Source organism: Streptomyces sp. NPDC048331, from assembly GCF_043201215.1.
In the GTDB taxonomy this organism is placed as follows: domain Bacteria; phylum Actinomycetota; class Actinomycetes; order Streptomycetales; family Streptomycetaceae; genus Streptomyces.
Genome location: NZ_JBICYT010000029.1, coordinates 20,310 through 40,475, shown reverse-complemented (window position 1 = coordinate 40,475; position 20,166 = coordinate 20,310). Strand labels below are relative to the sequence as shown.

Below are 20,166 nucleotides of genomic sequence, written 5' to 3'. Positions count from 1 at the left end.
GCCGGCCCGGATGCCGGGCCGGCCGTGGGATGGGTCAGCGGGTGGCGGCGGCCGTCGGTAGGGCCGCGGCGATCTGTGCGGACAGCAGGTACGGGTCACCGGTCGGGCGGTTCGGGTGACGGGTGGTGCGCCCGGCCCACTCCGCCTCGAAGGCGTGCCAGTCGATCTCCCGCGGCGCGGCCCCCTTCACCAGCGCCTCGTCCAGCGACGCGAAGTAGTGCGCCCACCGGGGTGCGTACAACTCGGAGATCAGGCCGCTCCATTCACGGTTCGCGTAGTCGTGCAGGAAACCGCCCTCGCTGGTGCTGCGGCGGCCCCACACGCTCAGCAACGAGCGGGCGTCGTACTCGTACCGGTCCTGCTCGGCCCGGTCCGCGCCCCAGGATCGGGCCCCGGAGAGCCAGGTGCCGAGGAGGAAGGCCGGGTCGGAACCGGTGGCCGCGTCCAACATCCGCATCCCGTCCTGCCACTCGGCCGTCAGGGCACGGAAGCGGGTCAGGTCCTCGGCCTCGTAGGCCGCCTTGATCCTCGGCAGCAGCACCCGTGAGTGGTTGGCGAGGGCCTGCCGGGCGGTGTCCACCAGGTCGAAGCGGTAGGCGCTGGAGCCGCGCAGCGCCGGATCCACCTTCAGCAGGTGGTCCAGGGCCCTGCGCACCGAACCGGCCGGATAGCGCATGGACTTCGGGCTCCAGTACGCCGCCCCGGCCGCGGTCAGGCTCGGCCGGGCGGTGAACAGGCTGTCCTGCGACTCCGACCACAGCCCCGAGGAGGTGCTGTACGGCCCCTTGCGGAGCTCCTCCCAGGCCGCGGTGGCCGCGGCGTCCGGGCGGCCGTAGCGGCGGGCCGCGAAGTCGGCGAACCACGCCCGCTGGTCGATCGGCCCGCGCTCCCAGGCCAGATCGGTGAAGAGGTCGAAGGCGGCCGGATTGGTCCCCGTGGCTTCCGGCAGGTAGGCGATCCCGGCGAGCGCGCTGTTCGCCTTGTCCCGCCAGGGCCCGAACCGTTCGATCCACACGGAGCTGTTCGCGCCGACCGTGGTGTGCCCGCCGAAGTTGTAGATGGTGCCCATCGCGTACGGGGCCCCGCCCCAACGCGTCTCCCGGTCCAACCGGTTGTACCGGTCGGAGAGCCCGTCCAGGATCAGCAGCTTCGAGGTGTCCACCCCGGCCAGCAGCTCCGCGGTGGGGTCGTCCTGCCAACCCAGCACCGCCCACAGCGCCCCGGGGTGCGCGGCGTGCAGCGCGCCCTGGATGGCGCGTGCGGCGGCGCCCACCTCGACAGAACCGGTCTGCCCGCCCTCGTGCAGCGGGCTCATCCGGTACATCCCGCTGTCCCCGAACACCGCGCGCTGCTCGGCGTAGTACGCGGCGGCCAGCCTCCCGAACACGGGCGAGGCGGGGTCCAGCCAGTCCGGGCGGGCGAAGCCCGCCCAGTCGCCCTGCGCCACCGTGGCCGCACCCGGGTTGCGTGCGGCGAACCCGGGCGGCACCGTGCCGAAGTAGCCCGGCAGCACGGGGGTCATGCCGAGACCGCGGAGCTGTTCGGCGATCCGCCCGCCCAGCTCGGCGCGTTCGCGCATCAGCCGCTCGGTGACCGGGCCGCCGAAATCGCTCAGGTTCTGCAGCAGCCACCAGCTCTGGTGGCCGGGGCCGGGGATCCACCGCCGCAACTCCTCGGCGGAGTAGCCGAACCCCTGGAGCGCCCGGTAGTACGGGTACTCCGCGCCGACCTGTACGAACACCTCGTTGATGCCGTGCAGGGCCATCAGGTCGATCTGCCGCCGGTGCTCCTCGAAGGAGCGGTACGGGCCGGAGTACCCGTCGTCGGTGTCGTTCAGCGCGTACCGGTGGGGCACCTGCGCGCCACGGGTGACCGGGGCGGGGACCGCCGGGAGCCGGCCGGGAAGCATGCCGATGCTGTCGCCGGGCCAGCCGATGTCGACCCCGGCGACGTGCTGGAGGTACCAGCCGACGCCGGTGAGCAGGGTGGCGCCGGTGCTGCCGCGGACGGTGATCGCGCCGGTGGTACCGGAGACGGTGAAGGTGTCGGCGTCGGCAGTCGTGTCGGGTACGAGGGTGAACTGCTCCCAGTGGCGCGGAAGCAGCCGTCGCAGGGCGTCCCGTGCGGGCGCTACGTCGAAGGTGCGGGCGCGGGTGCGGCCCGGACCCAGGACGGCACCCGGACGCCCCGCCGGGTGCGCCGCCGGGTGCGCCGCCGGGCGTGCGTCCGGGCGAGCGTTCGTGCGTGCGTCCGTCGTCGCCGCGGTGCGTGCGGGCGACCCCGCGCCCGGGGCGGTGGCCCCGGGCGCGGGCCCCGCGCCGATCAGTGCCAGCAGCGCCGCGGGAAGGGCGGCCGAGGCGAGCGGGCGCCGGGTCCTCGACCTGCGCCCGCCGTGATGCGTCGGGTTCCTCATCCGTTCGCCCGGGCCGTCAGACCGGCAGGGCCCAGGCCTGGTCGACCCGGTGGTCGCCGCAGTCGGTCAGGCGCAGTCGCTCGGCGGGGGTGGCGGCCGCCGGAGCCGTCAGGCACATTCCGCTGACCTCCTCCACGAGGGCGCCGTCGCGGCGCTGCGACCAGGTCTGACCGGGCTGCTCCTCGGGTCGGGTCGCGCAGTCGGCCAGTTCCACGACGCGGTCCACGCCCGCCGACAGGCACTCGCCGGCCAGCCGCAGGCGCGCGTCCTTGCCCACGACCCAGCGCTGGTCGGGGGCTCCGGTGCAGGCGGCCATCACCACGGCGCCGACGCCGGTGGTGTTGGCGCCGTCGGCGCAGCGGGCGCCGTCACCGACGATCTGCCCGGTCGGGACGGCCTCGGCGCAGCCGCGCGGGCTGAGCCGCCAGACTCCGGTGTCGTGCCCGGCCACCTTCCCGGTCAGTGCTCCGGAGATCTCGCGGCTCGTGCCGCTCCACAGGTCCTGGGCGCCGGCGGTGCAGTCGCCCAGGCCGATCTCGTCGAGCGGCACGTCGATGTCCCGGCTGGCGGCGGAGCGGTTGAGCACGGCGACCGCGCGGTCCCCGTTCGCGAGCGGCCGCACCAGGATCTCGAAGGTGGCGTTGGAGGAGACCACGGAGCCCTGCCGGCCCATCGGGTCCTGGTCCAGGTTGATCATCCGGGTGTTGCCGAGGGCCGACAGGCCCGCCGGGGTCAGCTTCGAGACGTCGGACGAGAGGATGAAGGGGGACGCCATCATGGCCCACAGGGCGACCTGGCTGCGGCTCTCGGCGGCGGTGAGCCCGGGGGCGCCCGCGATCAGGAAGTCGGGGTCGTTCCAGTTGCCGGGGCCCGCGTACCGGCCGAGCCAGCGGTTGTAGCCGTAGTTGCCCAGGACCGCGCTCCACCGCGAGGTGGCCGGTGCGGCCGGGTTGTAGACCTTGATGTCCTTGCCCTCGCGCCACAGCTGGCCGGTCTCGCCGACCCAGCCGAGGACCTTGTGCCAGTCGGAGCCGCCCCATTCGCCCTGCTGGAAGTAGGCGGGCGCGGAGGCCGACAGGACCATGTCCCGGCCGCTGTCCCGCAGGGCCTGCGCGACGGCGTTGTAGGCGTCGCGGTAGGCCTCCTCCTTGGTCGCGCCCTCCGGGACCCAGAGGTTGCAGCCGTCCATCTTGACGTAGTCCACCTTCCAGGAGGCGAACTGCCGGGCGTCCTGCGCGTAGTGGTCCGGACCGCCTCCCTGCGGGGAGCCGCTGCCCGGGTACTTCTCGCAGGTGAGGGAGCCCGCGTCCTGGTAGATGCCGAACTTCAGTCCCTTGGCGTGCAGATACTCGCCGAGCCAGGCCATGCCGTGCGGGAACTTCGCCGTGTCGACGACCAGACTGCCCCGCGCGTCACGGCTCTTGGTCATCCAGCAGTCGTCGACGGTCACTGTGTCGTAGCCCTTGGCGGCGAGCCCGGTGGAGACGAGCGCGTCGGCGTTGGCCACCACCTTGGCCTCGTCGATGTCGCACATGTAGTGCGCCCAGTTGTTCCACCCCATGGGAGGGGTGAGCGCGAGCGGGGTGTCCGAGGTCGCCCGGGGCTCGGCCGCCACCGGGGCGGGGGAGAGCGCGACGGCGAACAGGGCGGCCGCGGTCAGACAGGGGAGCGTCGCACGCAGGCGAGGCGGCACGGAGTCTCCTTGACGTGGGGGCAGTCGTGCGCCCAGTGCAGCGAGGTGATTACCCACTGTCAACACGCGTCGCAGATTGTCGGCCGATGACCAGCAATATGGCTGCAATCGACGTCACACGAAAGTGTAGATACGGCGTATGTTACGGTGTATCTCATGCCGCGTAGATCAGCAGCCCTGGACCGTGCCACCCCGGAGGCCATCGCCGTCGCCGCCCTGCGCATCCTCGACGAGCAAGGGCCCGGCCACCTGAGCTTCCGCACCCTCGCCGACCGGTTGGAGGTCTCGCACGCCACCGTCCAACGCCGCTGCACCGACCTCGCCGGCCTGCTCGACCTGTGCACCGAGCACCTCGCCGGGCAGCTCCCCGACATCCCCGCCGGCACGGACTGGGCGCAGGCCGCCGAAGAGCGGTTCCGCGCGCTGTACCTGCTGCTCACCGCCCACCCCGGCCTGCTGGTGCTGCGCGGCGGCAGGCCCTGGCTCGGTCGTCAGCTGCTGGCCCGGCTCGTGGAGCCCTCCCTCGCCGACAGCGTGGCCGCCGGGATGACGCCCGCCGAGGCGATGACCGTCTACCGCCGCATGTACCTGCTCACCCTGGGCAGCGCGGCCTTCGTCGACCACCGGGATCCGGCCGCGGCCACCGCCGCCTCGCGGGCGGCCCTGGCCGCGCTGGACCCCGACGATTTCCCCGTGCTCTCCGGCGGACTGCCCGACGTGCTGCCCGCCCTGACGGACCACGAGGTCTACTACGGGGCCCTGCGCCAGCTGATCGAGACCGCCCGACCCACCGGCCCCGGCCGCCCCGCCGCATCCGCCCCGGCCGCCCGGTCCACCACCCGTACCTGATGGGGAGACAGTCCATGCCCGCAGTACCGGCCCAGCAGCTCGACCACGCCGCCGTCCGCGCGGCCGCCGACCGGATCGCGGGCGGGATCCGCCCCGTGACGGTGGCGCCCGCGGCCGAATCGGGGGTCTGGTACGCGCTGGAGTACCTCCAGCACACCGGCTCCTTCAAGGCGCGCGGCGCCCGCAACTTCCTCGCCGCCCACCACGAGGCCGGTGCCCTCCCGGCCGCCGGGGTCACCATCGCCTCCGGTGGCAACGCCGGGCTGGCCTGTGCCTGGGCGGCCCGCGCGCTGTCCGTGCCCGCGACCGTGTTCCTGCCCGCCAACGCCCCGCGGGTGAAGGTGGAACGGTTGCGCGGGTACGGCGCCGAGGTGCGGCTCGTCGGCGACCGGTACGCCCGGGCGCTGGCCGCCTGCGAGGAATTCGCCGCCGAGAGCGGGGCGCTGAGCAGCCACGCCTACGACCACCCGCTCATCGCGGCGGGCGCCGGAACCCTGCTGGAGGAGATCCGGTTCGCCCTGCCCGGTCTGGACACGGTGGTCGTCGCGGTCGGCGGCGGTGGGCTGTTCGCCGGCGTCGCCACGGCCGCGCGCGAGTACGGCGTACGGGTGGTCGCGGTCGAGCCGGAGAACTGCCGGGCCCTGAACGCGGCCCTGGCCGCCGGTCGCGTCGTGGACGTGGCCGTGGAATCGGTCGCCGCCGACTCCCTGGGGGCCACCCGGGTCTCCGCGGACGCGCTGGCCGCCGCGCGGGAGGAGAACGTGACCTCGGTGCTCGTCCCCGACGCGGAGATCACGGCCGCCCGGCGCGCGCTGTGGGAGGAGCACCGGATCGTGGTCGAGGCGGGCGCGGCCACCGCGGCGGCGGCCCTGCGCACCGCGCCGCGGCCGCTGGGCGACCGGGTCGCCGTCATCCTCTGCGGGGCCAACACGGACCCCCGGGACCTGGCGGCCCCGGGTACCTGAGCCACGTACGGCGCACGACTCAGCGGGCCCGGCCTCCCGGACGCGGGTCGACCGGTGTGAGCACTCCGAGTCGGTCCTCGACGGCCCGGGCCGCGGCCAGGCACAGGTCCTCCCGGAACGCGCGCCCGATGATCTGCACCCCGCAAGGGAGCCCGTCGGCCAGTCCGGTCGGCACGGCCACGGCGGGTACGCCCACGAAGCTGGTCACGGTGCACAGCCGCATTCCGGACCCGACCCGGTCCCTGCCCGCCCGGTCACGTGACTCCAGCCCCGGTTCGACCGGCGGCTCGGTGAAGACCGGGCCGAGCAGCAGCGGGTACTCGTCGAGGAACTCGGCCCAGGAGCGGCGGATGTTCAGCCAGGTGCCCATCAGCCCCATGAACTCCTCCGCGCTCGCGGGTGGGGTCCGCTCCATCATCATCGCGATGTAGCGGTCCCCGCCCCGGCCGAGCAGCGTGCGTACCACCGGCCAGTTCGGGGCGAACTCGGTCACGGTGATCCGGCCGTACGCGTCGAGCGCCTCGTCCAGTCGTGGCACGTCCCGCACCTCGCGCACGTCGTAGCCGGCGTCGCGGAGCGCGTCGGCGGCGGTCGTGACGGCTCCGAGGATCGCGGGGTGGACTCCGTGCCCACCGGGATCCGCCACGACCGCGACCTTCACGCGTCCGGGGAGCGGTTCGCCGTACGCCGGTACCGGCACGGCGCGCGGGTCGCGCGGATCGGTTCCGGCCAACACCTCGTAGGCCAGCCGCAGATCGCCCACGCTCCGGGCCAACGGACCGTCGGTGACCAGCATCTGGGACGCCGGCCCGGGGTCGCCGGGCCCGAGCACGCGGTGGTCGGCGGGGAACCGGCCCGTGGACGGCTTCAGCGCGGCCACACCGCAGAACTGGGCCGGGATGCGCACCGAACCGCCGGAATCGTTGCCGAGTCCGAGCGCCGCCATACCGGTGGCCACGGCCACCGCGTCGCCGCCGCTGGAGCCGCCCGGGGTCCGGCCGTCGTCCCACGGGTTGACCGTGTCGCCGTACAGCTCGCTGCGCGTGTGCATCCCCGCCAGGATCAACGTGGGGAGGTTGCTGTGCCCGATCGGGATGGCCCCCGCCGCGCGCAGCCGTGCCACGGGGGGTGCGTCGGCGGACGCCACCAGGTCGCGGAAGCGCGCCGTGCCGAAGGTGGTGGGCACGCCTTCGATCGGGGTGCTCTCCTTGACCGTGAAGGGCACGCCCGCGAGCGGTCCCAGCGGGTCACCGGCCGCCCGCCGTCGGTCCAGCCGCGCCGCAGCCTCGCGGGCGCGCTCCGCCAGGAGTTGCGTGACCGCGTTCACCCCCGGGTTGACCGCGGCGATCCGGTCCAGGTGGCTGTCGACCAGTTCGACGGCCGAGACCTCTCCGTCGCGTACCGCTTCCGCCTGCGCGGCGGCCGACATCCTCCACAGGGCGTCCTGCATGGCGCTTCCCTCCCGTCCACGTTCCGATGCGCTTGCATCGGAACGGCACTGTACCCCTGGAACCGATGCGTGCGCATCGCATAAAGTGCTGCACACGCGGAGTGGTGGAGTGCTGTGCACAGGGAGGGGCCGGGCATGCCCAAGCAGGTGGACCACGCGGGCCGACGCCGCCTCATCGCGGAGGCCGTCTGCCGTCTCGCCGACGAGCGGGGGCTGGAGGGCGTGACCCTGCGCGACGTCGCGGCCCGCGCGCAGGTGTCGATGGGCGCCGTCCAGCGGTGCTTCCGCACCAAGGAGGAGATGCTCGTGTTCGCGCTCGGGCACATCGGTGAGCAGGTCATGGAGCGCGTACAGGCCCGCCTCGTCAGGAGCCCGGCCCAGTCGGCCGGCACCGCGCTGGGGCACGCGGTCACCGAGATCGCGCTGCTCCGGGAAGAGCATCGCGCCGAGGCCAGGGTCTGGCTCGCGTTCGTCGCCCAGGCGACCGTGAGCGAGGTGCTCGCGGGGACGCTCAAGGCGAACTACGCGATCCTGCACGAGGCGTTCACCCGTCTCGTCGCGGAAGCCGACGAGGACGCCGACGGAGCCGGGCGCCTCGACGCGCCGCGCGAGGCCCGCACCCTCCTCGCCCTCGCGGACGGCCTCACCACGCACGTCCTCATCGGCCACCTCACCCCGCGGGAGGCGCACGACGCCCTCCACGCCCACCTGGCCGACCTCTGGGAGCGGAGTGCGGGCTCGGTTCCCCGCGGGGGCCATCAGCCGCCTCCCGGCGGGCCGGCTTCACCTGGGACGTCCACGACGCGGAGGAACCGTGGCTGACCGGGACCCCACGACCCGACGGCGCGGCAGAACGCATGACGCGGACGCGTTGAGAGCGCGTTGCGTGGCTCTGGTCGACCTGGTCCTCACCGAGGACACGGTCTTCCTCGACTCGCTCCCCGACCGCCTGCAGGCCGACATCGTCCCGGCTCTGGGCCTGCTCGGGCAGGTCCTGGACACCTCGGACGACCCTGCGGAACTCGTGCGGGCGGCCCGGCTGGTCGAGCAGTGCGGGGTTCCCCGCGAGGAGTGCCCGCCCGAGTTGCGGGTGCTGCTCGACCGCCTGCTCCGCCGAACGCGCGTCAGTCGTTCTCGTCCGCGCCCTCGCGGACGAGAACGACCGTGCCGGCCGAGTACTGCACGACCTGCTGGCTCACCGAGCCGAGCAGCGCGCCCTTGAAGCCCCCGTACCCGCGGGTCCCGACCACCATCAGGTCCGCCTCCTTCGAGGCGTCCACCAGGACCTGAGCCGGGGACCCCTGCTCGACACGCCGGAACACCGGCACCCCGGGCGAGGTGCCGACGGCGGCGGCGACCGTGTCCGCCAGCTTCCGGCGGGCGGCCTCCTCGGCCGTCACCGCCTCTGCGTCGGCGGTCTCGGCGGCCATCGGGCCGAGGGCGAACGGATTGCGGTTCCACTCCCAGGCCATGACGGCGTGCACCCGAGCGCCCGTCATCGCGGCCTGCGCGACCGCCCAGCGCAGCGCCTCCTTCGAATGGTTCGACCCGTCCACGCCCACGACGATCAGCGGCTCGATGGTCTGCTCACTCACGGTGGGATCCTCTCGCTGCGCCCGAATAGTCGATCTCCTCCCTGTATACACGGCGTGGTGGGTCCGACCTCGAACGACGATCGTCGGGCCGGCCGACGACTTTCGAGGACAGCCCCCGACCCCGGCCCCTTGCGAGGGTGTGAGTGTCCAGGCGACCGCCGCCGGACGCGAACGACATGGAGGAACGGGCGTGGCTCAGCGCAAGGGTTGTCTGATCGGGTGCGTGGTGGCGCTGGTGCTCGGTGTGGGCCTCCTCGTGGCAGTGGTCTTCGGTATGGGGAAGGTCCTCGACATGGCCGACAAGACCCTGGTCGATCCCGCGGTCTACGAGGCCGTGAAGACCGGGGACGCGGAGAGCGAGGTCCGCGGCAAGCTCCCGTCCGGGGACAGCTTCGTCAAGGACGCCCTCAAGGAGGGCGGACCGGTCGAGCCCGAGGGCAGCGCCTGCTCCTGGTACATATCGAGCGGCGAGGCCGTGAACGGCGAAGAGACCGTGCTCCGCTTCTGCTTCAAGGACGGCAAGCTCGCGGAGAAGACCCGGTACCCGATGAAGTGACCCGTCGGTGGTCGATGCCGGGCGTCGGAGCTGCTGTCCTCCTCGACGAGGAGCTTCTCCTGGGCGGCGGCCCCGGGGACGGCGTCGAACCCAGTGCATCGGGTCCCGGGTCGGGTGACCGGGCGACCTGATCGGCATGCGCTGCGCGCCCAAGGTGGACGCCGGCCGAACCCCGGCCGCGGAGCGGACCCGCGCCCACCTCGCGCCGCTCCGGAGCCGGCTGACGTCAGTGCAGGGTCAGGCAGAAGGGGTGCCCGGCCGGGTCGGTGAGGACCCGCCACCGGTCGCCGCCCGGCTGGTGTTCAGGCCTACCCGCGCCGAGCCGCACCAGCACGGCCTCGGCCTCGTCGAGGTCGTCCACCGTGAAGTCGAGGTGCGACTGCTGGGGCGGGGACCCGTCCGGCCAGCTCGGAGCGCGGTAGCCGTCCACTCGCTGGAAGCCGAGGAACAGCCCGTCCTCGCGGGTGACCCCGGCGAATTCGCGGTCCGACCTCGGGTGCATCGCGTAGCCGGTGGCCCGGGCGTAGAAGGCGGCCAGTGCCTGGGGATCGGCGCAGTCGAGCGTGATCGCGGTGAGCTTCATCCGAAGGGGCACGACAACCTCTCACTTCCCCTTGAGCAGTTGATCGACCCGGGGGACGGACAGCCCTATCAGTACCGACACTTCCCGCAGGGTGCGCCCCTGTCGCAGCTCGCCCACGGCGGCGGTGCGTATGCCCTTGACCGCCTTCGCCACATCCGGCAACAGCTGATCGGTGAACAGCCGCGCGGCTCGTTCCCGCACCACGGGGGCCTCGATGTCGGCGAGGCACGCCCGAACCGCGCTCAAGTACTCGGCGGTCAAGACGCGCAGGTCATCGGGCACCTGCTGATCGAAAAGGGTGCTGTCGGTCATGGGGACAGCGTAAGCAGACGTGGTAGGAATTCAGGATGACCTTCCCGCTCGGCGCGTGTCGCGCCGCGTCCGGGGCGAGTCAAGTGAGCTGCCGGGACAGGGGGTTCGGGTGGCGGTGCGGCCACGTCGCCGGCAAACACCCTGCGAAGGAACGCTGTTGCGAGGAGCGGGCCGAGGCCCACCGTCCGCTCGCAGTCACCACACATCGGGAGCGCCCGCATGATCCTCGAACTCGCCGTGATCTACACGACCCGGCTCGACGCCTGCCGCGACTTCTACCGGGGCATCGGCCTCGACCTCGCGCGCGAGCGGCACGGCGACGGGCCGGAGCACTACGCGGCGACGCTCGACGACGGCGGTGTCCTGGAGCTCTACCCGGCCACGAGCCGCCCGGAGACCGGGTACCTGCGCCTCGGCCTCACCGCCCCGCCGAACGGCGCCGGCTTCCTGCCGCCGGGCCGGCACACGCTCACCGACTCGGACGGCCGTACGGTCGTCCTCACCGTCGCGGAGGCAGGACCGGGCCAGGTCCCGCCGGAGCCGCGCACCGCAGGCAGGCCGCGGTCGGCCGGCGCCGGCCCGCGCGCGTCCGCCGGCGGGCCCGTACCTCCCGAAGGGCGCCAAGGCGTCACGTACACCCAGATAGCCGAGCACTACGGCATGAGCGCCCGCTACCTGTCGGAGAACCCTCGATGGGGACGGCATCCCGGGTGGCCGGCCGCCATCGGCAAGCGCGGCAGGACCATCGAGTTCGACCCGGAGGCCATCGCCCGGTTCTTCGGCGAGCACCACACCCGGGAGGCCACCGCGCTCGAACCGTCCCGCCGCTACACCGTCGTCGAGATCGCCGAGGCGTCCGGTCTGCAGCCGGACAGCATCCGGTCCGACATCAGCCGCGGCCGATGGCCCGCTCCGGACGAGATGGACGGCGACCGGAAGCTGTGGCGGGGCGAGACGGTCACCACGCACCTGGCCGGCCGTCGCATCTACCGCAACAAGCCCAAGTGACTAACGGACGGAGGCGGCGGCCAGACGGAGATCGGCCAGGGGTCGAGCGATCCGCGCGGCGGCGCCCGCCGGGAGCCCGGCGACCCGCGCGTCGATCCAGGTGAGTACGGAGGCCCGCTCGTCGGCGTCGCACAACGCGAGGTGGAACAGCAGGTGCCGCCAGGCGCGCGCGGTGCTCTTCGCGGTGCCCGCCCGACCGGTCGCGGCCGTGAACGCGCCCCGGGCCGCGCCCTCCCAGCCGCCCCGCGGGACGATGCCCGCGTGCACCACCAGGGTGGCCAGGTCGGAGGTGGTGAGGATGCGGGCCTGTTCGATCACGGCCGGGTCGCTCACCAGCGACTGTCCGGGGCGGCCCGCACGCTCGGCGCACAACCGGGCGAAGCCCTCCCGGTCCTGGGCGTCCGCCAGGGCCGACACCGCCGCGTAGTCGATGCCGTGGTAGCGCTCGTACACCGTGCCGCGCAGCAGAGCGGCGGCGGTCCGCGCCGCCACCAGGACCTCGGGGGCCGGCCATCCCGCTGTACGAGTCGGCCAGTGGCTCCGCGGCGAACGGCACCGGCAGCTCGGCGAGCCGCGCGAGCCCGGACAGCGCCCGTACCGTCAGGTTGGGCAGCCCGGTGCCCGGGAAGGTCCGTACGCCGGCCTCGCCGATCATCCACAGGGTCGAACGGGCCTGCTCCACCGGGTCGGCGGCCCAGGGGGCGACCGCGCGGACCCAGGGCAGCTCGGTGATCCGGGCGTGGTGTTCCGGGGACCACCACAACGGGTACCGGCGACCGCGCCGGGCCCGGTAGGTCGCCGCCATCAGCGTACGGAGCGACGCGTCGGCGTATCCCCGCGCGGTGTGCGTGCAGATCAGCTGCTCCGCCACCTCGCCCAGCACCTCCGCGGAGGGGATCAGCTCGTGCTCCAGCAGCGTGTCCAGAGGCGCGCTGCGCACCGCGGCGACCGTGGCCCGTACCGAGGCCGGGAGGGCGGTTCCCGCGGGCAGCCCGTACCGTGCGGCCTCCTCGGTGGTGACCGGGCCGATCAACGGCCCGATGTCCTCGACCCCCCGGCTCACGTCGAGCGGGGCGAGCCGGCGCAGGACGAGGGCGGCCAGGTCGTGGTGCGCAGGCCGATCCGCCCGCGCGGCCCGGGTCTCGCGCAGCCGGGTGTGTTCCGCGGAGCCCGGCCGGCCGCGTCGGGCGACCATCGAGGCGACGGCCCGGCGCAGCAGTCCGGCGAGGCGGGGCGACAGCGCGCGCCCGGCGACCTGCTCCTCCAGTGCTCGGCGCAGGACGGCCGCGTTGGACCCGGGGTCGAGGTGCTTGGTGCAGCGGGTGTGCGTGGCCGCGAGCCGCCGGTACCGCGCGAGCAACGCGGCACCCTCCTCGGTGTGCTGCCCGGCTCCCCGCCCGCCTTCCTGACCGACCTCGTGGTCGGGGACCGCGCCGGCGCGCAGCCAGTGGTCGAGCAACTCGTCCTCGAAGGGCCGCCAGACGGTCAGGGCCTCGTGCTGCGCCGCGACGCCGGGACGCGGCGTACGGCGCGCGAGCATCGCGGCGACCTCGCCGACGGTACGCACGTGCATGGCGTCCGCGCCCGGAACGGGCCGGTCCGCGGGGTGCGGTGCGAACCGCGTCCCGCCCGCGAAGGGTCGTATCTCCTCGACGAGCGCGGCCGCCGCGGCGCTCTCCCCGGCACGCACCAGCCATGCCACGCAGAGCAGCGCGGCCTCCTCCGGCGCCCGCACCTCGTAGCACCCGCTGTCGAGCAGTGACCACAGCCGGGCGAGGCCGTCGTCGGTGAGGTGGTGGTCGAAGAGTCCGGCGGTGGAGAGTCCCGTGGTGGAGTGTCCCGCGGGGGAGAGTCCCGCGGTGGGGAGTGCACGGGCCGGGTGTCGGTCTGCGATGTTCTTGTCCATGGCCGGCGTGGCAGGTCCTGCCCCTGCGCCCTCCGACTGTGCAGGTCGGTGCTCTGGCTGCTGAGCTACACGCCGTTCGCGTTCGAGGCGAATCTAGACGTGCGTCCGCCGTGCGCACAACCCGGTTCCGTGGGCGGCGCTGCGGGCACGCGTCCAAAGCGGTTCGCGTGTGTGGGTAAAGCGCATTAGTGCGGACCTGTCGTGGACCGTCGATAAGAAGTCAAGTTCGACGTACAAGCGGCTTCGTCGTCGAATCAGCGCCTTGCTCGACCGTCTTTGCACTAAAGCGCATCAGTCCAGTTCGGAGCGGTGGAGATCGAGGCCCGTGAAACCTCTCCGGCACGGTCGGGCCATTCGCCACCAATGCGTCACCGGCCGGCCGTGCACCTGCCTCATTGACGAGGTCTTGCTTTCGGACGACCGTGGGCACCGCCTCCGGCGACGAGGCCGGACTTCTGCAAAGGCGGCGACGATGACCCGTTCGAACCCGACCCGTATCGCTGTTGTCCTGCTGGCGGCGGGAACCCTCCTGTCGACCACCGCGTGCGGCCTGAGCGGGGGCGCCGCCGACGCGAAGGAGGCCCGGCGGACGGGCGAGGTGGCCGGTGGGATCACCTTCCGGACGCTCCAGCTGAAGCCCACCTTCACGGCGTACGTCCAAGGGGTCATCGACGCCTTCGAGAAGCGGTACCCCGAGGTGAAGGTCACCTGGGAGGACGTCCCCGGCGACGGCTACAACGAGAAGCTCGTCGCCGACGCCCAGGCCGGAGCCCTCCCCGACGTGGTCAACCTCTCCACCGACTCCTTCCAGCTCCTCGGCGACCGGGGCCTGCTCGCCGACGTGGCCGCCCTCGACGGCGCGTCGGCCGCGGAGTACGTGCCGGGAGCCTGGGAGCAGTTCAAGCTTCCCGGCAAGGGCGACAGCGTGTACGCGTACCCCTGGTACGTGACCCCGGAGATCCTCACCTACAACAGAGAGCTCTTCGAGCAGGCCGGTCTGGATCCGGCCGCGCCACCGACCGGGGTGGAGCAGTTCTTCGACTGTGCCGAGCGGATCGCCGCCTCGTCCGGCGGCCGGTACTCCGCCTTCATGGCCGACCCCAAGGGCCGACTGCCCGGGGACTGGCAGAAGATGGGCATCCCCCTCCTCGACGAGAAGCGGGAGCGCTTCACCTTCGACACGGACAAGGCCGTCCGGTGGGTGGAGCGGATGAAGGACCTGTACGCCAAGGGCGCCATGCCCAAGGAGTCCCTCCTCAAGTCCGACGACATCAACCAGCTGTACGGCAGCGGCAAGATCGTCTTCGGTCCGGGCTCCCCGGGCTTCGTCAAGGACATCAAGAAGAACGCCCCGCAGATCTACGCCAAGACCCAGGTCGCCGGGGCCGTCACGGGCGAGCTCGGACACATCGGCATCTACGCCCAGTCGCTCGGCATCAAGAAGGACACGAAGCATGTCGACGCGGCGACCGAGTTCGCCAAGTGGGTCACCAACGGCCCCAACCAGGTGGAGTTCTCCCGGAAGGCCACCATCTACCCCTCCAACGCCCAAGGTCTCGCCGACCCGTTCTTCTCCGACAGGGGCGACGGCAAGGACGCGGAGACCCTGGCCCGTGCCGTCGGCGCCGACCAGCTGAAGACCGCCGCGCTCGACGCCAACACCCCCGTCCAATGGACCAACCAGGTCGGCGACGCCGTCGTACGGGAGATGCAGAAGGCCATCCAGGGTGAACAGGACCCCCGGACAGCGGTGCGGAAGGCGCAGGAAGCGGCGAACAGGCTCCTCGCCGCCGCGGCCGACAAATGACCGGCCTCGCCGCCGGCCGGGCGCTCAGCCGCGCCGCGGCCCACGAGCGACGTCGCGCCGCGGCCCGTCGGCGGCGCGCCCTGAGGGCCATGGAGACCGAGAGCGGCCTGCCCCACCGCCGTTGGTGGACCCCGTACCTGTTCCTCGCGCCCGGCCTCGTGATGGTGACGCTGTTCAGCCTCTGGCCGTTCGTCAACACCGTCGTCCTCTCCCTGACCGACGCCCAGATCCTGCGCGGCGGCACCTTCGTCGGCCTCGACAACTACCGGCGTGCCTTCGCCGACCCCGACTTCTGGGTCGCGACCGGCAACAGTGTGCTGTACCTCGTGGTCGTCGTCCCCTGCCTGGTGCTGCTGCCGTTGGCCCTCGCGGTCCTCGTACAGGCGAAGATCCCCGGCATCGGTTTCTTCCGCTCCGCCTTCTACACTCCGGTGATCGCCTCCGCCGTGGTCGTCGGGCTGATCTGGCAGTGGGTGCTGCGCAGCGACGGCCTCGTCAACACCGTCTTCCAGCGGCTGCACCTCGTGTCCGAGCCGATCCCGTTCCTGACGGACTCCACGATGCTGCTGGTCTCCGCGATGATCGTGACCGTGTGGAAGGGCCTGGGCTACTACATGGTGTTCTACCTCGCGGCCCTCGGGAACGTCTCCGCCACCCTCCACGAGGCGGCCGCCATCGACGGCGCGGGCCCCGTCCGCCGCTTCTTCAGCATCACCGTGCCCCAGGTGAAGCCCATGATGCTGCTGGTCGGCACCCTCTCCGCCATCTCGGCGCTGCGCGTGTTCACCGAGATCTACATCCTCGGCGGCGAGAGCGGCGGCCCCGGCGGCGGCGCCCGCACCCTGCCCTTCCTGATCCGGCAGGTCGGCCTCGGCTTCTCCGGCGAGACCGGCTACGCCTCCGCCCTCTCCATCCTGCTGTTCCTCCTGACCCTGGTCTTCAGCCTGCTGGGCCGCCGCCTGTCGAAGGGGGACGAGCGGTGAACACACCGTCCTCCGCCGGGACCGACCGGCCGGACCGGCGCACCGCCGCCGGCCGCGGGCACCACCGGATCGCCCTCGCCGGGCGGTACGCGACGCTGCTGCTGGTGCTCGTGGTCATGCTGGGCCCGATCGTCTGGCAGTTCCTGACCTCGATCCGCGGCCGCACCGAGAACGTCTACGACGGCGTGCTGCCCACGCGGCCCACCCTCGACAACTACGTCCGGGTCGCCGAGTCCTTCCCGCTGGCGCAGTACGTCGGCAACACCCTCACCGTCGCCGTTCTCGCGATCACCTCGAACATGCTCTTCGCCGCGATGGGCGGTTACGCCCTTTCCCGGGCCGCCTGGAAGGGCCGTCGGATCGTCTTCACCGTGCTGGTGGCGACCCTGATGTTCCCCTTCGAGTCCGTGATGATCTCGATGTTCCTCACCGTCCGCGAGATGGGGCTCGTCGACACCCTCATCGGCGTGTGGCTGCCCGGCGCCGTCTCCGTACTCAACATCATGATCATGCGGGCGGCCTTCCTGGCCGTGCCCCGGGAGGTCGAGGAAGCCGCCGTCCTGGACGGGGCGGGCGAATGGACCCGCTTCACCCGGGTCTTCCTCCCCGCCGCCAAGGGCGCCCTGGCCGTCGTCTGCATCACCAGCTTCATGGGCGCCTGGGACGACTTCCTGTGGCCCCTGCTGGTCCTCACGAACAGCGACCACTACACCCTCCAGCTCGGCCTGAAGACCCTGGCCGGCGCCACCACCGTCAACGACCAGCGGCTCGTCGCCGCCGGCGCGATGGCCGCGCTCGTCCCCATGATGCTGCTCTTCTTCGCCCTCCAGCGTTTCTTCTTCAAGGGCGTGGGCGAGGGAGCCGTCAAGATCTGAGCCGGACCCCGGCCCACCATCCCTACCGACACCTCCCCCGACCGACACCTCCCGACCGACCACCCTCCCTGGAGCAGCCGTCATGCACGACGACCGCAGCGTCACCGAACACCGCCTCCGCCGGGTTCTCAAGGAGCGCGTCAAGCCCGCCGTCCACTCCCGCGCGGTCCCGCTGACCGTCGAGCGCTGGGAGGCCCCCGGCGAGCCCGTCCCCGTCACCGAAGGGCTCGCGGCGGACTACGAACCCTGCGCGATCGGCGCCCCGTGGGGCCCGGCCTGGGGCACCACCTGGTTCAAGGTCACCGGTACGGTCCCCGCGGACTGGGCCGGCCGCACGGTGGAAGCCGTCCTCGACCTCGGCTTCGACCGGATGATGCCCGGATTCCAGTGCGAGGGCCTGGTCCACCGGGCCGACGGCGGCGAGGTGAAGGCCCTCAACCCGTACAACGACTGGGTCCGCGTGGCCGACCGCGCCGAGGGCGGCGAACAGGTCGAGTGGTACGTCGAGGCGGCCTCCAACCCGGTCCTGGTCGACCACGCGGCCACCTACGAGGGGGACCTGCGGACCTGCGGCGACCAGCCCCTGTACCGGCTCGCCCGGATGGAACTCACCGTCTTCGAGACGGAGGTCTGGGAGCTGGTCCAGGACCTGGAGGTGCTCCACGACCTGATGACCCAGCTCGACACCGAGGACGCCCGCCGGCACGAGATCCTGCGGGCCCTCGGCGCGGCCCTGGACACCCTCGACCTCGATGACGTGCCCGGCACCGCGGCCGCCGCCCGCACGTGTCTGACCGGGGTGCTGGCCGCCCCGGCCAACGCATCCGCGCACCGGATCAGCGCGGTCGGCCACGCCCACATCGACTCCGCGTGGCTGTGGCCCCTGCGTGAGACGGTCCGCAAGGTCGCGCGTACCACCTCCAACATGGTCGACCTGATGGACAAGCACCCGGAGTTCGTCTTCGCGATGTCCCAGGCGCAACAGCTCGACTGGATCAAGACCTACCGGCCCGAGCTCTTCGAGCGGATCAAGAAGAAGATCGCGGACGGGCAGTTCGTGCCGGTCGGCGGCATGTGGGTGGAGTCCGACACCAACATGGTCGGCGGCGAGGCCATGGCCCGCCAGTTCCTCTACGGCAAGAAGTTCTTCCTCGACGAGTTCGGCATCGATACGCAGAACGTCTGGCTCCCCGACTCCTTCGGCTACACCGCCGCGATGCCGCAGATCGTCAAGCTCACCGGCTCCAAGTGGTTCCTGACCCAGAAGATCTCCTGGTCCCAGACCAACCGGTTCCCCCACCACACCTTCTGGTGGGAGGGCATCGACGGCACCCGCGTCTTCACCCACTTCCCGCCCGTCGACACCTACAACAGCGACCTCGGCGGCGCCCAACTCGCCCACGCCGCCCGCAACTACCGCGAGAAGGGCCACGGTTCACGCTCGCTCGTCCCCTTCGGCTGGGGTGACGGCGGTGGCGGCCCCACCCGCGAACACCTCGCCCGCGCCCGCCGCCAGCGGGACCTGGAAGGCTCCCCGAAGGTCCGGATCGAGCGCCCGGACGCCTTCTTCGAGAAGGCCCACGCCGAGTACCGGGACGCGCCCGTCTGGGCCGGCGAGCTCTACCTGGAACTGCACCGCGGCACCTACACCTCCCAGGCCCGGACCAAGCAGGGCAACCGGCGCGGCGAGTCCATGCTGCGCGAGGCCGAACTGTGGGCGGCGACCGCCGCGGTGCGGGCCACGGGGTACGCGTACCCGTACGAGGACCTGGAGCGGATCTGGAAGACCGTGCTGCTCCACCAGTTCCACGACATCCTGCCGGGCTCGTCCATCGCCTGGGTGCACCGCGAGGCACGCGAGACGTACGCGGCCCTGCACGGGGAGCTCCGGGCGATCACCCTCGCCGCGCAGCAGGCGCTGGCGGGCCAGGGCACCGAGGAACTCGTCTTCAACTGCGCCCCGCACGCCCGCCGCGGCGTCCCGGCCGGCGGGGCGGGCCGCCCGACCGCACCGCGGGAGCCGGTCACGGTGGAAGAGCGGCACGGCGGCGGGCACATCCTGGCCAACGGCCGGCTGCTGGTGGAGATCGACAGCCGTGGGCTGATCGTCTCCGTCTACGACCTGGAGGCCCGGCGCGAGACGGTCGCCCCGGGCACGGCGGCGAACCTGCTCCAGATCCACCCCGACTTCCCGAACATGTGGGACGCCTGGGACATCGACGCGTTCTACCGCAACCGGGTCACCGATCTCGTGGAGCTGGACCGGCTGGAGGTCACCGGGAGCGGCCCGCGGGCGGCGACCGTCCGCGTGACCCGCTCCTTCGGGCGGTCGCGGGCGATCCAGCAGATCACCCTGCGGGCCGGGGCCAAAACGGTCGACATCGTCACGGACGTGGACTGGCACGAGACGGAGAAGTTCCTCAAGGCCGCCTTCCCCCTGGACGTGAAGGCCGAACGAACCGCCTCCGAGACCCAGTTCGGGCACGTGTACCGGTCCACCCACACCAACACCTCCTGGGAGGCTGCGAAGTTCGAGATCTGCGCCCACCGATGGATCCACGCGGAAGAGCCCGGCTGGGGGGTGGCTCTGCTCAACGACTCCACGTACGGGCACGACGTGACCCGTGACGTACGGGCCGACGGCGGCCAGACCACCACGATCCGGCTCTCCCTGCTGCGCGCCCCCCGCTACCCCGACCCGGAGACCGACCAGGGCCCCCACACCCTGCGCTTCTCGCTCGCGCCCGGCGCCGGGGTCGGGGACGCGGTCCGTGAGGGGCATGCGCTGAACCTGCCCGAGCGGGTGGTTCCCGGGGCCGGCCCGGTCGCCCCACTGGTCGCCGTCGACGCGGACGCGGTGGTGGTCGAGGCGGTCAAACTGGCCGAGGACCGCGGTGGGGACGTGATCGTCCGCCTCTACGAGTCCCGCGGCGGCCGCGCCCGGGCCACCCTCACCGCGGACTTCCCGCTGACGGCGGCCGTGGAGAGCGACCTGCTCGAACGCCCCCTGGCGGGAACGGCGGTGGGCGTCGCCACCCCGGAGGGCCGGGTCCCGCTCACGCTGCGCCCGTTCCAGATCGTCACGGTCCGCCTGCGTCGCGCCTGATCGCCCGGAGGGGCCCCGGCCCGGCCGTCCGGGCCGGGGCCCTGTCGCTTGGACGGTGATCACGA

General features: G+C 72.6%; 17 protein-coding genes and 1 tRNA gene. 10 read left to right on the top strand and 8 right to left on the bottom strand.

The window, feature by feature from the left end:
- Nucleotides 1-34 precede the first annotated feature (34 nt).
- Nucleotides 35-2,413: an alpha-N-acetylglucosaminidase gene (locus tag ACGFYY_RS31570; protein WP_393714634.1), complete on the bottom strand. Its 2,379-nt coding sequence runs from the start codon at nucleotides 2,411-2,413 to the stop codon at nucleotides 35-37.
- Nucleotides 2,414-2,429: 16 nt separating this feature from the next.
- Nucleotides 2,430-4,106: a ricin-type beta-trefoil lectin domain protein gene (locus ACGFYY_RS31565; RefSeq protein ID WP_393714632.1), complete on the bottom strand. Its 1,677-nt coding sequence runs from the start codon at nucleotides 4,104-4,106 to the stop codon at nucleotides 2,430-2,432.
- A 156-nt stretch (nucleotides 4,107-4,262) separates the two neighbouring features.
- On the opposite strand from ACGFYY_RS31565, the gene ACGFYY_RS31560 reads away from it, so the two are divergent.
- Nucleotides 4,263-4,955 carry a TetR/AcrR family transcriptional regulator gene (locus ACGFYY_RS31560; protein WP_393714630.1) on the top strand — a complete coding sequence of 231 codons (693 nt, stop codon included), beginning with the start codon at nucleotides 4,263-4,265 and terminating at the stop codon, nucleotides 4,953-4,955.
- Between the two features lie 14 nt (nucleotides 4,956-4,969).
- The gene (locus ACGFYY_RS31555; RefSeq protein WP_393714628.1) at nucleotides 4,970-5,920 is read left to right on the top strand and encodes a serine/threonine dehydratase; all 951 of its coding nucleotides are present in this window, start codon (nucleotides 4,970-4,972) and stop codon (nucleotides 5,918-5,920) included.
- A gap of 19 nt (nucleotides 5,921-5,939) precedes the next feature.
- On the opposite strand, the gene ACGFYY_RS31550 is transcribed toward ACGFYY_RS31555, so the two are convergent.
- Nucleotides 5,940-7,370 (bottom strand): amidase, encoded by a 1,431-nt coding sequence (locus ACGFYY_RS31550; protein WP_393714626.1) that lies wholly within the window; start codon nucleotides 7,368-7,370, stop codon nucleotides 5,940-5,942.
- Nucleotides 7,371-7,505: 135 nt separating this feature from the next.
- On the opposite strand from ACGFYY_RS31550, the gene ACGFYY_RS31545 reads away from it, so the two are divergent.
- Nucleotides 7,506-8,192, top strand: a complete 687-nt coding sequence (locus ACGFYY_RS31545) for a TetR/AcrR family transcriptional regulator (RefSeq protein ID WP_393714624.1) — start codon at nucleotides 7,506-7,508, stop codon at nucleotides 8,190-8,192.
- Between the two features lie 302 nt (nucleotides 8,193-8,494).
- Here the strand turns inward: ACGFYY_RS31545 and ACGFYY_RS31540 are convergent, their stop codons facing one another.
- Complete coding sequence (locus ACGFYY_RS31540; RefSeq protein ID WP_365271615.1) at nucleotides 8,495-8,965, bottom strand: universal stress protein; 471 nt, start codon at nucleotides 8,963-8,965, stop codon at nucleotides 8,495-8,497.
- A gap of 190 nt (nucleotides 8,966-9,155) precedes the next feature.
- On the opposite strand from ACGFYY_RS31540, the gene ACGFYY_RS31535 reads away from it, so the two are divergent.
- The gene (locus tag ACGFYY_RS31535) at nucleotides 9,156-9,521 is read left to right on the top strand and encodes a hypothetical protein (RefSeq protein ID WP_393714622.1); all 366 of its coding nucleotides are present in this window, start codon (nucleotides 9,156-9,158) and stop codon (nucleotides 9,519-9,521) included.
- Nucleotides 9,522-9,747: 226 nt separating this feature from the next.
- Here the strand turns inward: ACGFYY_RS31535 and ACGFYY_RS31530 are convergent, their stop codons facing one another.
- On the bottom strand, nucleotides 9,748-10,116 hold the full coding sequence (locus tag ACGFYY_RS31530; protein ID WP_393714620.1) for a VOC family protein: 369 nt from the start codon (nucleotides 10,114-10,116) through the stop codon (nucleotides 9,748-9,750).
- A 9-nt stretch (nucleotides 10,117-10,125) separates the two neighbouring features.
- On the bottom strand, nucleotides 10,126-10,416 hold the full coding sequence (locus tag ACGFYY_RS31525; protein ID WP_365271623.1) for a hypothetical protein: 291 nt from the start codon (nucleotides 10,414-10,416) through the stop codon (nucleotides 10,126-10,128).
- A gap of 219 nt (nucleotides 10,417-10,635) precedes the next feature.
- Between ACGFYY_RS31525 and ACGFYY_RS31520 the strand changes: the two genes are divergently transcribed.
- Nucleotides 10,636-11,424, top strand: coding sequence for a hypothetical protein (locus ACGFYY_RS31520; protein ID WP_393714618.1), 789 nt, complete (start codon nucleotides 10,636-10,638; stop codon nucleotides 11,422-11,424).
- Here ACGFYY_RS31520 and ACGFYY_RS31515 read toward each other — a convergent pair whose 3' ends face one another.
- Complete coding sequence (locus tag ACGFYY_RS31515) at nucleotides 11,425-11,916, bottom strand: hypothetical protein (protein ID WP_393714616.1); 492 nt, start codon at nucleotides 11,914-11,916, stop codon at nucleotides 11,425-11,427.
- A gap of 352 nt (nucleotides 11,917-12,268) precedes the next feature.
- Here ACGFYY_RS31515 and ACGFYY_RS31510 point away from each other — a divergent pair, with 352 nt between their 5' ends.
- Entirely contained in the window at nucleotides 12,269-13,186 is a 918-nt protein-coding gene (locus tag ACGFYY_RS31510; protein WP_393714614.1) for a hypothetical protein, read from the top strand.
- A 143-nt stretch (nucleotides 13,187-13,329) separates the two neighbouring features.
- On the opposite strand, the gene ACGFYY_RS31505 is transcribed toward ACGFYY_RS31510, so the two are convergent.
- Nucleotides 13,330-13,405 (bottom strand) — tRNA-Cys (locus tag ACGFYY_RS31505).
- Between the two features lie 397 nt (nucleotides 13,406-13,802).
- Here ACGFYY_RS31505 and ACGFYY_RS31500 point away from each other — a divergent pair.
- The 4 genes from ACGFYY_RS31500 to ACGFYY_RS31485 all read left to right on the top strand — a co-directional run bounded on the left by ACGFYY_RS31500 (nucleotide 13,803) and on the right by ACGFYY_RS31485 (nucleotide 20,101).
- Entirely contained in the window at nucleotides 13,803-15,137 is a 1,335-nt protein-coding gene (locus ACGFYY_RS31500) for an ABC transporter substrate-binding protein (RefSeq protein WP_393714612.1), read from the top strand.
- An 89-nt stretch (nucleotides 15,138-15,226) separates the two neighbouring features.
- Nucleotides 15,227-16,120 carry a carbohydrate ABC transporter permease gene (locus ACGFYY_RS31495; RefSeq protein WP_393714611.1) on the top strand — a complete coding sequence of 298 codons (894 nt, stop codon included), beginning with the start codon at nucleotides 15,227-15,229 and terminating at the stop codon, nucleotides 16,118-16,120.
- Nucleotides 16,117-16,995, top strand: coding sequence for a carbohydrate ABC transporter permease (locus ACGFYY_RS31490; protein ID WP_393714610.1), 879 nt, complete (start codon nucleotides 16,117-16,119; stop codon nucleotides 16,993-16,995). The genes ACGFYY_RS31495 and ACGFYY_RS31490 overlap by 4 nt, the downstream gene beginning before the upstream one ends.
- An 82-nt stretch (nucleotides 16,996-17,077) precedes the next feature.
- Nucleotides 17,078-20,101 carry an alpha-mannosidase gene (locus tag ACGFYY_RS31485; protein WP_393714608.1) on the top strand — a complete coding sequence of 1,008 codons (3,024 nt, stop codon included), beginning with the start codon at nucleotides 17,078-17,080 and terminating at the stop codon, nucleotides 20,099-20,101.
- Nucleotides 20,102-20,166: the final 65 nt, after the last annotated feature.